A 12,752-nucleotide genomic window follows, 5' to 3' on the forward strand; every position below is an offset into this window, starting at 1 on the left:
GGCCGGGACGGCGACCCGATCAGCCGCCGAAGCGCCGGTCGCGCGTCGCGTAGTCGCGGATCGCCCGCAGGAAGTCCACCTCGCGCAGGTCGGGTCCGAGCGCCTCCACGAAGTAGAACTCCGAATGCGCCGACTGCCAGAGCAGGAAGTCGCTCAGACGCTGTTCGCCGGAGGTGCGGATGACGAGGTCGGGGTCGGCCTGCCCGCCCGTGTACAGGTGCTCGCCGATCTGCTCCGGCGTGAGGCTGGCCGCCAGCTCCTCCAGCGAGCCGCCGCGCTCCTGGTGCTTGGCGATGATGCGGCGCACCGCGTCGACGATCTCGCCGCGTCCGCCGTAGGCGACGGCGAGGTTCACGTGCAGCCCGGTGTTGCCGGCCGTCCGCTCCTCCGCCGTCCGCAGGGCGCGCGCCAGGTCGGCCGGGAGCAGGTCTGCCCGGCCGACGTGCTGCACGCGCCACTGGGGCTCGTGGGAGATCGCATCGGCGAGTTCGGCGATGATCTCGATGAGGTCGGCGAGCTCGCGCGAGTCGCGCTTGGTCAGGTTGTCGGTGGACAGCAGGTACAGCGACACGACGCGGATGCCGAGGTCGTCGCACCAGCGCAGGAACTCGCGCATCTTGGCGGCGCCGGCGCGGTGGCCGTGCGCCACGGTCGGGAATCCGGCCTGCCGCGCCCACCGCCGGTTGCCGTCGATCATCATCGCGATGTGATGCGGCACGACCTGTGCGTCGAGCTGACGCTTCAGCCGGGAGCTGTACAGCCGATAGAGCAGCCCCCTGCCCTCCGCCGTGCCTTTCGCCGTCACGCGTCTACGCTACCGCCCGACGGCGTGAGCCGTATGTGCGGCGCGGCATACCGCGCGGCGTAGGCTCGGAGCGTGACCGCCTCCCACGAGGGCGCAGAGATGCCCCAGCTTCCCCTGATCGACGCGGCCGCGGCGAGCGGTCACGTCGAGTTGAAGCCCTCCTGGCGCGGCTGGATCCACGCGGCGACCTTCCCCGTGGCGATCGCCGCGGGCGTCGTGCTCATCGTGCTTGCCGACGGCGCCGCCGCGAAGTGGGCGAGCGCCGTCTTCATGGCCACCTCGCTCCTGCTGTTCGGCAACTCGGCGCTGTACCACCGCTTCAACTGGGGCCCGCGCACGCGGGCGGTCCTCAAGCGCATCGACCACGCGAACATCCTGCTGCTGATCGCCGGCACCTACACGCCCATCGCGGTGCTCGCGCTCACGCCCGACAAGGGGATGCTGCTGCTGATCCTGGTGTGGTCGGGCGCGCTGCTCGGCATCCTCTTCCGCGTCTTCTGGATCAACGCGCCCCGCTGGCTCTACGTGGCGCTCTACCTGCTCCTCGGGTGGGCGGCGGTCATGTACATGATCGACCTCTTCCAGGCGAACGTGGCCATGATGTTCCTCGTGATCGTCGGCGGACTCCTCTACACCGGCGGCGCGATCGTGTACGGGCTGAAGCGGCCCAATCCGTGGCCCGGGCACTTCGGCTTCCACGAGATCTTCCACGTGTGCACGGTCCTGGCCTTCCTGTGCCACTGGACCGCGTGCCTGCTGATCGCGCTGCGACCCTTCAGCCCTTCGCTGGGCCTTCCGGGCTGACGTCGTCGCCCTCGTCGGCGGCGCGTGCGGCGGCCTCCTCGGCGTCGAGCTGCTCGGCGATCTCCGCACGGTAGCGGCCCCGGCGGATGCGGCGGATCATGTCGATGAGCAGCAGGACGACGGCGATGGCGATCACGGCGATCGCGATGAAGCCCGCCACGCCGGGAGTGACGTCGGAGGGGTTCACGGTCGGCGACGGAGACGGGACGAAGGGGGTGTTCGTCGCGATCCACGTGAACGGCTGCATGTGTCCTCGATCCGCGCGCAGAGCGCATAGCCTGGAAGTCCAGCCTAGAACGCCACGGAAGCCCAGATGACCTCCCCTGCCACGCCCGCCCTCCTCGAGGACCGCTACGGTCGCACCCCCACGCGCACCCGGCGCGTGTGGTGGATCGTGGCGGGCGTCCTGGCGGCCGCGCTCATCGGCTATCTCGCCTGGTCGACCGTGGCGCGGACCATGGATGCCGTGGACGTCGACACGACGGGGTTCCACTCCGTCGACGCGCACGGCATCACGATCGACTTCCAGGTCACCCTGCGTCCCGGCGAGCCGGTCGCCTGCGCGCTCGAGGCGCAGGACACCGAGCACGGCGTGGTCGGCTGGCGCGTGGTCGAGTACGCCGCCGACGACGCGCACACGCGCCGCTTCAGCGAGACGATCCCCACGGTGGCGCCGGCGACGACGGGTTTGGTGACCTCCTGCTGGATCCCGTAGTCTGATCCGACACACTCTGCGCCCCGGCACGTACGCCGGGGCGTTCGGTTTACGACCCGCTGACCCCAAGGAGACGACGTGTCCAGCGACAGCACCGTGACCTTTCTCACGCAGGACGCCTACGACCGGCTCGCCGCCGAGCTCGAGCACCTCTCGACGACGGGTCGCGAAGAGATCGCCAAGCGCATCGAAGCCGCCCGCGAAGAGGGCGACCTCAAGGAGAACGGCGGCTACCACGCGGCCAAGGACGAGCAGGGCAAGCAGGAGGCCCGCATCCGGACGCTCCAGCAGCTGCTGAAGGACGCCAAGGTCGGCGAGGCGCCCGAGTCGGACGGCACCGTGCAGCCGGGCACCGTCGTGACGGCGCTCGTGGCCGGTGGCGAAGAGGTGTTCCTCCTGGGCAACCGCGAGATCGCGGCGAACTCCGAGCTCGACGTCTACAGCGAGGCCTCTCCGCTGGGTGCGGCCATCCTGGGGCTGCGCGAGGGTGCGAAGACCTCCTACACCGCGCCGAACGGGCGTGAGATCTCGGTCGAGATCGTCAAGGTCGAGACCTACGCCGGCCAGTAGGAGCGTTCGCCGGCGCCTCAGTCGGGCATGACGAGGGGCTCGAAGCCCGCGCCCTGCAGGATCTCGATCACGTGGGCCCGATGGTCCTCGCCGCGCGTCTCGACGCTCAGCTGAAGGATGACCTCGCTGATCTGGAGCCCCTGGCCGTGCCGGGTGTGGAGCACCTCGATCACGTTGGCCCCCGCGATCGAGAGCAGCTCCGAGACGCGGGCGAGCTGGCCCGGGCGGTCGGGAAGCGGGATCTGGAGGGTCATGTAGCGCCCGGACGCGGCCAGTCCGTGGGCCACGACGCGCTGCAGGAGCAGCGGGTCGATGTTGCCCCCCGACAGGACGGCCACGGTCGGGCCGTGCGCGGCCACCTTGCCCGCGAGGATCGCCGCGACGCCCACCGCTCCGGCGGGCTCGACGACCTGCTTCGCCCGCTCGAGGAGCACCAGCAGCGCCCGCGCGATGTCGTCGTCGGTGACCGTGACCACTTCGTCGACGAGGTCGCGGATGATCTCGAAGGGCACCGCGCCCGGCCGTGCGACGGCGATCCCGTCGGCGATCGTCGGTGTCGTGGCCACCGTCAGCGGCTCCCCCGCGGCCAGCGACGACGGATAGGCCGCGGAGTTGGCCGCCTGCACGCCGATCACGCGCACGGTGCGCCCGTCGGCCGCCGCGCGGGCCTTGACGGCCGCGGCGACGCCGGCGATCAGCCCGCCGCCGCCGATCCCCAGCACGATCGTCTCGACGTCGGGCACGTCGTCGTAGATCTCGAGGCCGACCGTCCCCTGGCCGATGATCACGTCGCGGTGGTCGAAGGGGTGGATGAGGACGGCTCCGGTGCGCTCGGCGAACTCCGCCGCGAGCCGCAGCGGCGTCTCCACCGTGTCGCCCTCCAGGACGACATCGGCGCCGTAGCCGCGGGTGGCGAGGAGCTTGGGCACGGGGACTCCGAGCGGCATGAAGATCGTGGCGGGGATGCCGAGCTTCTGGGCCGCCCGGGCCACGCCTTGCGCGTGGTTGCCCGCCGAGGCGGCGACGACGCCACGGGAGCGCTCCTCGTCGGTCAGTCGTGACATCCGGTAGGCGGCGCCGCGGATCTTGAACGAGCCGGTGCGCTGCAGGTTCTCCATCTTCAGGTGGACCGGGGTGCCGAGCACCTCGCTGAGATGCTCCGACACGTCCATCGGGGTGCGCACGGCGACGCCGGTGAGGAACGCGGCGGCGTCCTCGAACTCGGCGAGGGTCGGATGGGTGGTGTGGGCGACGTCGGTCACGCGGGCCTCTTCCTCGTGCGCGGCACGGTGCTCCAGATGAGATCGCCGGGGTCGGGTCTGCCGCCGGTCTCCCATTGCCTTCTCGACAGGTACAGCGCCGCCACGTTCACAAAGGCCGCGAGCGGCACCGCGAACAGCGCGCCCGGGATGCCGGCGATCATCGCACCGCCGGCCACCACGAGCACGACGGCCAAGGGGTGGACCTTCACGGCGGCGCCCATCATCAGCGGCTGGAGGACGTGGCCCTCCAGCTGCTGGACGCCGAGGACGACGAGCAGCATCCACAGCGCGATCCACGGGCCGTTGTAGACCAGCGCGAGGAACACCGCGAGCGCGCCGGTCACGACGGCGCCGACGAACGGGATGAACGAGCCGAGGAAGACGAGCACCGCGACCGGGATCGCCAGCGGGACGCCGAGGAGGAAGGCGCCGAGACCGATCCCGATCGCATCGATCGTCGCGACGAACATCTGGGTCCGGGCGTAGGTCACGACGGTCACCCAGCCGGTGCGGCCGGCTCCGTCGACCGCCTCGCGAGCGCGCGACGGGAAGAGGCGCACCACCCACCGCCAGATGCCGCCGCCGTCGGCGAGCGTGCACAGCAGGATGAACAGCGTCAGCAGCGCCCCCGTGGCGACGTGGCCGACCGTCGAGCCGATGACGAGGGCACCCGACCACAGCAGCTCGGCCTGCTGCTGCAGGAACGTCCACGCCTGCGCCAGGAGGTCGTCGATCTGGGTGGCGGTGAGATGCAGCGGTCCGTCGATGAGGTACTGGCGCAGCTGGGCGACCGACTCGACCGTCCGCGCCCGCACCGACGGCCACTCGCGCGTGATCTGCCAGATGGCCAGGTACAGCAGCCCCGTGATGATCGCGAGCGTGCCCAGCACGCTGACGACGAGCGCGAGCCAGCGCGGCACGCGGTGACGGAGCATGAAGGTGAAGGCGGGCCACACGAGAGCGGTGAGCAGCAGCGCGATCAGCAGCGGGATGACCAGGAGCTTCAGCTGGATGACGATCCAGATGAAGACCGCGATGGCGCCGGCGATGACCAGGAACCGCCACGAGTACGCCGTCGCGAGACGCAGTCCGCGCGGGATCGACTCCCCGATCTCGGTCGAGACCGTCCGGGATCGGATCGTGTCGAGGAAGGATCCGCGAGGCTTCGGATCGGTCATCCCGTCAGTCTACGACCCGCCATATGTCGCTGAGGGCACGCGGAGGCACCCGAGGCGGAACGGATCGGACGGTCAGAACTGGATGCGCGGCGGCTCGGCGATCGCGGCGCCGTCGACCACCTCGAAGAACTCGCGCTCCGAGAAGCCGAGGTTCCGGGCGAAGAGGTTGTTGGGGAACACCTTGATCTTCGTGTTCAGCTCGCGGACCCCGCCGTTGTAGAAGCGCCGCGAGGCCTGGATCTTGTCCTCGGTGTCGACGACCGCCTGCTGCAGCTGGAGGAAGTTCTGGCTCGCCTGCAGCTGCGGGTAGGCCTCGGCGACGGCGAACAGCGACTTCAGCGCCTGCTGCATGTGCCCCTCCGCCACGCCGGCATCGACGGGGGTGCTCGCCGTCAGGGTCTCCGCTCGCGCCCGCGTGACGTTCTCGAAGACCGCCTTCTCGTGCGCGGCGTAGCCCTTGACCGCCTCGATGAGGTTCGGCAGGAGGTCGGCGCGCCGCTTCAGCTGCACCGTGATGTCGCTCCACGCCTCGTCGACCCGCACGTTGAGGGCGACCAGGGAGTTGTACGTCGCCCACAGGTAGATCCCGACGATGACGGCGAGACCGACGACGATCAGAACGGGGATCAGGATTTCCATATGGCTCCCATCAGGTGTGTGCTCATCCTATCCGGGCCCGCTCCTCCCGCGGACGCGGCCCCCGGGCTCTCCCAGCCGTTACCCACCGAGCACGCGGTCGAGGTACGCGTTGGCGAAGCGGCGCTGCGGGTCGAGGCGATCGCGGAGCGCGACGAAGTCGTCGAACCGCGGATACGACGCGCGGAGGCTCTGCGCGTCCTGCGTGTGCATCTTCCCCCAGTGCGGACGACCGCCGTGGGTGCGCATGACCCCTTCGACGGCCGCGAAGTACGCGGTCGGGTCGGCGCGCCAGTACCGGTGCACGGCGAGGTACCCGCTCGCGCGGCCGTGCGCCGTCGAGAGCCAGAGGTCGTCGGCCGCGGCGACGCGCACCTCGACGGGGAACTCGATCCGCCAGTCGTTCTCGTCGATCACCCGCTGCAGGTCGCGGAAAGCGTCTGCCAGGCGCTCCACCGGCACCGCGTACTCCATCTCGCGGAACCGCACACCGCGGGCGGTCGCGAAGACGCGGTGCGAGGCGTCCGAGAACGACCTGTCCCCCCAGACCCTGGCCGACAGCCGGTTGATCGACGGGATGGATGCGGGCACTCCCCTGCCGACCGAGCAGACCGCCTGGTGCAGGGCGTTGCCGACGAGCAGGTCGTCGACCCACCTCGTCAACGGCCGCAGCGGCGCGGTCGGGACGTCGACGGGCAGGCGCGTGTTGGTCTTGGTGAGCGCGACGTCGGTGTGCGGGAACCAGTAGAACTCGAAGTGGTCAGCCTCGGCCGTGCGCGCATCGAGGCCGGCGAGCACCTCTTCCAGCGGCTCGGGGCGCTCCACCGCCTGCAGCACGAAGGCGGGCACGCACTGCAGCGTCACGTCGACGAGGATGCCGAGGGCGCCGAGCCCGAGCGCCACCGCGGGAAGCAGGTCGGCGTTCTCGTCCTCGTCGACGGTGAGGAGGTCGCCGTCTGCCGTGACAAGCGTGGCGGCGACCACCTGCGTCGCGATGCCGCCGAATCGCGCACCCGTCCCGTGCGTCCCGGTGGAGATGGCCCCCGCGATCGACTGCCGGTCGATGTCGCCGAGGTTCTCCATCGCGAGGCCGTACGGCGCCAGGAGGGCGGGGATCTGATGCAGGCGGGTGCCGGCCAGCAGGCGCACCCGCGCCCGCTCCCGATCGACGGAGACGAGACCGCGTAGATCGGAGAGCTCCAGCAGCACGCCGGGGGCCACAGCGATCCCGGTGAAGCTGTGACCCGCCCCGACCGCCTTGACCCCGAGGCCCCGGGCCGCGGCGGCGGCCACCGAACGGCGCACCGCGGCCACCGTCGGCGGATACTCCACCCGCTGGGGGCGCACGCGCTCGGTGCGCGACCAGTTCTGCCAGACGCCGCCGGGTCGTGTCACAGGAAGCTCTTCCCCTCGCCTCGGTAGGTGACCGCCTCGCCGACCAGGTCGGCGCCGCGGGTCAGGTGGTAGCGGTCCACGCGCTCGGCGAGCTCGCCGCTCTTGGCGTGGCGGAACCACACCCGGTCGCCCACCCGCAGCGAGCGGGCCGCCTCGCCCTGGAGCGGGGTCTGCACCTCGCCGGCGCCCTCCCGTCCGAGCGTGTGCAGCCCTGCGGGCCACACCGGCAGAGGCTGTCGGGATGCGACGGGTGGGCCGGACGCGATCCAGCCTCCGCCCAGGACCGTGGCGATGTCGGCCGTGGGCTTGCGGACGACCTCGAGGGCGAAGGCCGCGGCGGGGGCCGGGGTGAAGGCGCGGTAGCCGTCGAAGAGGTGACCGGCCAGCAGCCCGCTGCCGGCGGTGGTCTCGGTGACGGCCTGATCGGCGGCGGTGATCTCGAGCGATCCGGTGCCGCCGCCGTTGACGAACTCGAGCGGCGCGATCTGCCGGAGGGCGGCGACGATCGCGCCCCGGCGGTCGACGAGCTCCTGGCGGCTGCGCCCCTGCATCCAGCGGATCACGGCATCGCCGGAGCCCGTCGCATCGGGCTGGCCGGCGATCTGCGCCTCGTACATCATGAGGCCGACCAGCCGGAAGCCCGGACGCGCGGCGATCCCGCGTGCCAGGCGCGCGACCTCGGCGGCGTCGTGGACGGGAGAGCGCCGTACGCCGATGTGACCGAGCACGGGCGCTCGCCACGAGGCGTCGGCGTCGATGGCCACCCGCAGCACCGGTCGCGTCGCGGGCGGCGCCGCCGCGTCCACGGCGTCGAGCTGGGCGAGATCGTCGACCATCAGCGTGATCCGCGCGGCCGCCGCCTCATCGGCGGCGAGCTGGGCCAGCGCCGCTCGGTCGACGGAGGGATAGCCGAGGACGACGTCGTCGTGGGTCTCGGCGAGCCACAGCGCCTCGGGCAGCGTGAAGGCGAGGATGCCGCGGTACCCCGCGAGCGCCAGGGTGGCATCGAGCACCTCCCGGACGCGGATGGACTTGCTCGCCACCCGGATCGGCACACCACTGGAGCGCACCACGAGGTCCAGCGCGTTGTAGCGGAGGGCGTCGAGGTCGATGCTGGCCACCGGTCCCGACAGCGACGACACCGCCTCGGTGCGCGCCCGCCAGTAGGCGGCGGCGTCTGTCCAGGGCTCGGCCGCCACGGGGGTCGGGCTCAGCAGATCGAGGCTCATGAGGCTCCTTCGCAGCGCAGATCCCCAGCCTAGGGCGAGAGCGAAGGCGAGACCGAGTGTTCCGCCCGATGAGACTCCGGTCCGGCGGAGGGCGATCCTGTGCGCGCTGACGGTGGGCGCCGGCGTCCTCGTACCCCCGCTGGGACTCGAACCCAGACTGAAGCGATTTTAAGTCGCCTGCCTCTGCCATTGGGCTACGGGGGCGTGGGCCATCGGCCCCGCCCCACGATAGCCGGGACTCAGCCGGCGGCGGGCTCCTTGGCGGGCGCCTTCTTCGCTGCGGGCTTCTTGGCGGCCGGCTTCTTGGCGGCCGGCTCCTTCTCGGCGACGACGCTCTTCGGGTCGATCGGCGCAGACGCGGGAGCCTCGGTCACGGCCGGACGCGGACGCGCGGCGAACTCCTCGAAGACGTAGCGGGGGTTCTGCACCGTCTGCAGCGACACGTTGTCGCGGTTCAGCCAGAAGTTGTGCCACCAGTCGCCGACGACGCGCCACTTGCGCTCCCACGAGGGCATCGCCAGGCCGTGGTACCCGCGGTGGGCCACCCAGGCGACGAAGCCCTTGAGGGCGATGCGGCCGGACTGGAAGACGCCGTTGTAGAGGCCGAGGCCGGCGACGGCGCCGAGGTTGTGGTGGATGTACTCGCGGGGCACCTCGCCGCGCAGCACGGCGACGAGGTTCTTCGCGAGGAGCTTGGCCTGACGCACCGCGTGCTGCGCGTTGGGCACGCAGTAGCCGCCCACGCCCTTGCCGGTGAGGTCGGGCACCGCGGCGACGTCGCCGGCGGCCCACGCGCCGTCGATGATCTCGTCGGCCGTTCCGACGCGCAGGTCGGGACGGGTCTGGATGCGGCCGCGCTCCTCGACGAGCAGGTCGCTGCCGCGCACCACGGTCGGGTTGGCCATGACGCCGGCGGTCCAGATGATGAGGTCGGTCGGGATGACCTCGCCGGTGGACAGCTCGACGTTGCCGTCGACCGCGCCGGTCAGCTGGGTCTCGAGGTGCACGTTGGCACCGCGCTTGGCGAGGTCCTTCAGCACCCACTCGCTCGTCTTCAGCGAGACCTCGGGCATGATGCGGCCCATGGCCTCGATGAGGTGGAAGTGGGTGTCCTCGAAGCGCAGCTGCGGGTAGTCCTTCAGCAGCGACGACGCGAGCGCGCGCGTCTCGGCGAACACCTCGATGCCGGCGAAGCCGCCGCCGACGACCACCACGGTGAGGAGGCGATCGCGCTCGGGTCCGGGCGGCAGGTTCGCGGCCCGGTCGAAGTTCGTGAGGATGCGGTCACGGATCGCGACGGCCTCCTCGATCGTCTTCAGGCCGATCGCGTTGTCGGCGATCCCCGGGATCGGGAAGGTGCGCGAGACCGCGCCGGCGGTGACGACGATCTGGTCGTAGGACTCGGTCCACGGCTCCCCCACGCTGGGCGTGATGGTCGCGGTGCGGGTGGCGTGGTCGATGCCGGTGACCTTGGCGGTGACGACGCGCGTCTTCTTGAGGTGACGACGGAGCCCCACGATGACGTGACGCGCCTCGATCTCGCCCGCGGCGACCTCGGGGAGGAACGGCTGGTACGTCATGTACGGCAGCGGGTCGACGATCGTGACCTCGGCCTCGCCCTTGCGGAGGTGCTTCTCGAGCTTCCACGCGGTGTAGAAGCCGGCGTAGCCGCCGCCGACGATGAGGATCTTGGGCACAGCCTTCGCCTCGGGACGGAGGGCAGGGCTGGTCTCAGTGCTGGTCACAGGAAGGAGAGCTCCTTGAATCAACGGCTCGGCACGCGCGAGGTGCGCGCCGATCTAACTCGCCGGGCAGCAGCAGTGACGCCGAGCCCCACCAGTATAGCGGCCAGCGTCGCACCCGAGAGCGGGACCGTGCCGTAGAGGAGGGTCTCGGCGCTGGGAAGAAGCGGCGAGCCGGGGCGCGTGGCGGCGTCCGGTGCGGGCAGCGGCTCGATGTCCACGGGCTCGACGGTTGGCTGCGGCAGCGGCGTCGCCTCGGCGCGGCGGTGCAGCCGGATCCACTCCGAGAGGCTCCCCATCGGGTTCTCGTCGACACGGGGGACGCGCGCCGAGACGGCCGCCGCCGCATCGATCAGCCCGCGCCCGTAGAGCTCGGGCTTGGCACGCGAGTCGGGCGTGGACCGCGCCGTCGAGATGATGCGGTTGATCACGTTGTCGGCGTCGAGGTCCGGGTGCGCCGCGCGCACGAGTGCGGCGACGCCCGCCACGATGGGCGCGGCGCCGCTCGTGCCGTTCCACACCATGATCTGCCCGTCGGCCGACACGCCCAGCAGCTCCTCGCTGGGCGCCATGACGCCGATGGAGATGCCCTGGGTCGAGGCCTCCACGCTGGCCTTGCCCTCGCGGTCCACGCCGCCGACGGTCAGGACTCCGGGGATGGTGGCCGGCGCACCGACCTCGTCGGTGCCGCTGCCGCGGTTGCCGGCCGCGACGACGACCACGACGTCGTGCTGGAAGGCGTAGAGGAACGCGGCATCCCACGACACGTCCCACTCGAGGGTGTTCGTCGTGAACGAGAGGTTGATGACGTCGGCGCCGTTGTCGACCGCCCAGCGGATGGCGTCGGCGACCTGATCGACGAACGGCACGGCGGAGGATGCGCCGAAGCCCACCGACAGCGACAGCAGCCTGGCCGCCGGGGCGACGCCGAGCATGCCGGCGCCGTCGCCGGTCCCCCGCGACGCGGCCAGGGAGCCGACCCAGCTGCCGTGGTTGAAGTCGACCGCCCCGACCGGCGTGCGGCCGTCGGAGGAGCCTCTGCCGGAGAAGTCGGCGCCCCCGACGACTGCGCCGTCGAACTCGGCCGGCCCCTCCCCGATGCCCGTGTCGATCACGGCGATCGTCACGCCCGCGCCGCGCGTGGTCTCCCAGGCGTCGCGGATGCCGTAGTCGTCGAGCCAGTACTGCGCCGACTGGATCGGGTCGGCTTCCTCCTCGGCGACGGGCGTCTCGTCCGGCGCCGCGGCTGCGCCGGTCGCTCCGACGAGGACCAGCGCGAAGGCGGCGGCCGCCGCGGCGAACCGCGCCCTCATCCGGCCACCCGCGGCGAGACGCACGTGCACACCGACGGCGACCAGTCGCCGCGCGCGAGCGCGAGGTCGCCGATGGGATTGACCCCGGCGCCCGCCGCCAGCGAGTGGGCGGCGAGCGCGTGCAGGCACTTCACGCGGGTGGGCATCCCGCCGGCGGAGATGCCCTCGATCTCCGGCACGTCGCCGTAGTGGGCGCGATCGGCGAGGTAGGCGCGGTGGGCGGCGGCGTACGCCGTGGCGACGTCCTCGTCCTCGGACAGCAGTTCGGACAGCTCGCGCATCACCTGCGTGGCCTCGAGCGCGCTCATGGCCGCGGTCGCCCCGGGGTGGGTGAGGTAGTAGAACGTGGGGAACGGGGTGCCGTCGGGCAGGCGCGGCTCGGTGGCGACGACGGTCGGGTTGCCGCACGCGCAGCGCGCCGCGATGCCCACGACGCCGCGCATGGGACGGCCGAGCTGCTCGCGCATCGTGTCGAGGTCGGCGTCGGTTGCGGGTGTCAGCGGCACCCCTCCAGGGTACCGGCAGTCATCTGGACGCCCGCCGACGGGCCCGCGCGCTAGTCGGCGCTCGTGGCGGTGCGGGAGACGCCGGCGCCGGCGACCGAGCGCAGCAGCTGCGACATCCAGTCGTTGCGCGTCTCCTGGACCTCGTCGCTGACGGCGGACTGCTCCGGCGGGATCGCGCTGTCGGGAAGGTCGTCGTCGACGAGGTACACCACCTCGCCCGGCTTGACGTAGTACAGCCGCTCCCGGGCCTGCGAGGTGATGTAGGCGGGGTCGGCCCAGCGCTCGCGCTCCGCCTCCAGGGCGGCGACCTCGTCCTTGCCGAGGGCGACGGACCGCTCCAGCGCGGCGATCTGCTGCCGCTGCTCGAGGTAGATCCCGACGCTCGGCACGAGCACGAACGCAGCCAGCACCACCAGTCCGAGCATGATGCCCGTGAAGGCCGACAGCCGCACGCCGCCGACCCAGTCGCGCACGTCCACCCGGCGGGGCGGGCGGGCACGAGAAGAGGGAGCCGGCGCAGTGCGTCCGGCTCCCTCTCTCGTCATGTCCTCAGCCTACGCGCGGGGCGCGCGAGGGCCGGGCAGGCACTCCGCGTGT

14 protein-coding genes and 1 tRNA gene are annotated in these 12,752 nt (G+C 71.8%); 3 read left to right on the forward strand and 12 right to left on the reverse strand.

The window, feature by feature from the left end:
* Window positions 1-19 precede the first annotated feature (19 nt).
* Window positions 20-805, reverse strand: coding sequence for an isoprenyl transferase (locus QQZ13_RS02905; protein ID WP_284527616.1), 786 nt, complete (start codon window positions 803-805; stop codon window positions 20-22).
* A 99-nt stretch (window positions 806-904) separates the two neighbouring features.
* Between QQZ13_RS02905 and QQZ13_RS02910 the strand changes: the two genes are divergently transcribed.
* The gene (locus tag QQZ13_RS02910) at window positions 905-1,609 is read left to right on the forward strand and encodes a hemolysin III family protein (RefSeq protein WP_284528020.1); all 705 of its coding nucleotides are present in this window, start codon (window positions 905-907) and stop codon (window positions 1,607-1,609) included.
* On the opposite strand, the gene QQZ13_RS02915 is transcribed toward QQZ13_RS02910, so the two are convergent.
* Window positions 1,581-1,856 (reverse strand): hypothetical protein, encoded by a 276-nt coding sequence (locus QQZ13_RS02915; protein WP_284527617.1) that lies wholly within the window; start codon window positions 1,854-1,856, stop codon window positions 1,581-1,583. The genes QQZ13_RS02910 and QQZ13_RS02915 overlap by 29 nt on opposite strands.
* 66 nt (window positions 1,857-1,922) lie before the next feature.
* Between QQZ13_RS02915 and QQZ13_RS02920 the strand changes: the two genes are divergently transcribed.
* Both QQZ13_RS02920 and greA read left to right on the forward strand, forming a co-directional pair.
* Entirely contained in the window at window positions 1,923-2,324 is a 402-nt protein-coding gene (locus QQZ13_RS02920) for a DUF4307 domain-containing protein (RefSeq protein ID WP_284527618.1), read from the forward strand.
* 78 nt (window positions 2,325-2,402) lie between these two features.
* On the forward strand, window positions 2,403-2,894 hold the full coding sequence (gene greA, locus QQZ13_RS02925; protein WP_284527619.1) for a transcription elongation factor GreA: 492 nt from the start codon (window positions 2,403-2,405) through the stop codon (window positions 2,892-2,894).
* 17 nt (window positions 2,895-2,911) lie between these two features.
* On the opposite strand, the gene ilvA is transcribed toward greA, so the two are convergent.
* The 10 genes from ilvA to QQZ13_RS02975 all read right to left on the reverse strand — a co-directional run bounded on the left by ilvA (window position 2,912) and on the right by QQZ13_RS02975 (window position 12,700).
* Window positions 2,912-4,156, reverse strand: coding sequence for a threonine ammonia-lyase (gene ilvA / locus QQZ13_RS02930; protein WP_284527620.1), 1,245 nt, complete (start codon window positions 4,154-4,156; stop codon window positions 2,912-2,914).
* Window positions 4,153-5,334 (reverse strand): AI-2E family transporter, encoded by a 1,182-nt coding sequence (locus QQZ13_RS02935; protein ID WP_284527621.1) that lies wholly within the window; start codon window positions 5,332-5,334, stop codon window positions 4,153-4,155. Before QQZ13_RS02935 ends, ilvA begins: the two co-directional genes overlap by 4 nt.
* A gap of 72 nt (window positions 5,335-5,406) precedes the next feature.
* The gene (locus QQZ13_RS02940) at window positions 5,407-5,973 is read right to left on the reverse strand and encodes a LemA family protein (RefSeq protein ID WP_284527622.1); all 567 of its coding nucleotides are present in this window, start codon (window positions 5,971-5,973) and stop codon (window positions 5,407-5,409) included.
* Between the two features lie 78 nt (window positions 5,974-6,051).
* The gene (locus QQZ13_RS02945) at window positions 6,052-7,365 is read right to left on the reverse strand and encodes a D-arabinono-1,4-lactone oxidase (protein ID WP_284527623.1); all 1,314 of its coding nucleotides are present in this window, start codon (window positions 7,363-7,365) and stop codon (window positions 6,052-6,054) included.
* On the reverse strand, window positions 7,362-8,594 hold the full coding sequence (locus QQZ13_RS02950) for an alanine racemase (protein WP_284527624.1): 1,233 nt from the start codon (window positions 8,592-8,594) through the stop codon (window positions 7,362-7,364). The genes QQZ13_RS02945 and QQZ13_RS02950 overlap by 4 nt, the downstream gene beginning before the upstream one ends.
* Before the next feature lie 131 nt (window positions 8,595-8,725).
* Window positions 8,726-8,798, reverse strand: a tRNA-Leu gene (locus QQZ13_RS02955).
* Window positions 8,799-8,833: 35 nt separating this feature from the next.
* Window positions 8,834-10,291 (reverse strand): NAD(P)/FAD-dependent oxidoreductase, encoded by a 1,458-nt coding sequence (locus QQZ13_RS02960; protein ID WP_284528021.1) that lies wholly within the window; start codon window positions 10,289-10,291, stop codon window positions 8,834-8,836.
* Between the two features lie 68 nt (window positions 10,292-10,359).
* A complete protein-coding gene (locus QQZ13_RS02965) occupies window positions 10,360-11,649 on the reverse strand; it encodes a S8 family serine peptidase (protein WP_284527625.1) in 1,290 nt (429 codons plus the stop codon).
* A complete protein-coding gene (locus QQZ13_RS02970) occupies window positions 11,646-12,116 on the reverse strand; it encodes a DUF501 domain-containing protein (RefSeq protein WP_284528022.1) in 471 nt (156 codons plus the stop codon). The genes QQZ13_RS02965 and QQZ13_RS02970 overlap by 4 nt, the downstream gene beginning before the upstream one ends.
* An 89-nt stretch (window positions 12,117-12,205) precedes the next feature.
* Window positions 12,206-12,700, reverse strand: coding sequence for a septum formation initiator family protein (locus tag QQZ13_RS02975; RefSeq protein ID WP_284527626.1), 495 nt, complete (start codon window positions 12,698-12,700; stop codon window positions 12,206-12,208).
* Window positions 12,701-12,752: the final 52 nt, after the last annotated feature.

The organism is Microbacterium sp. T2.11-28 (assembly GCF_950097975.1).
In the GTDB taxonomy this organism is placed as follows: domain Bacteria; phylum Actinomycetota; class Actinomycetes; order Actinomycetales; family Microbacteriaceae; genus Microbacterium.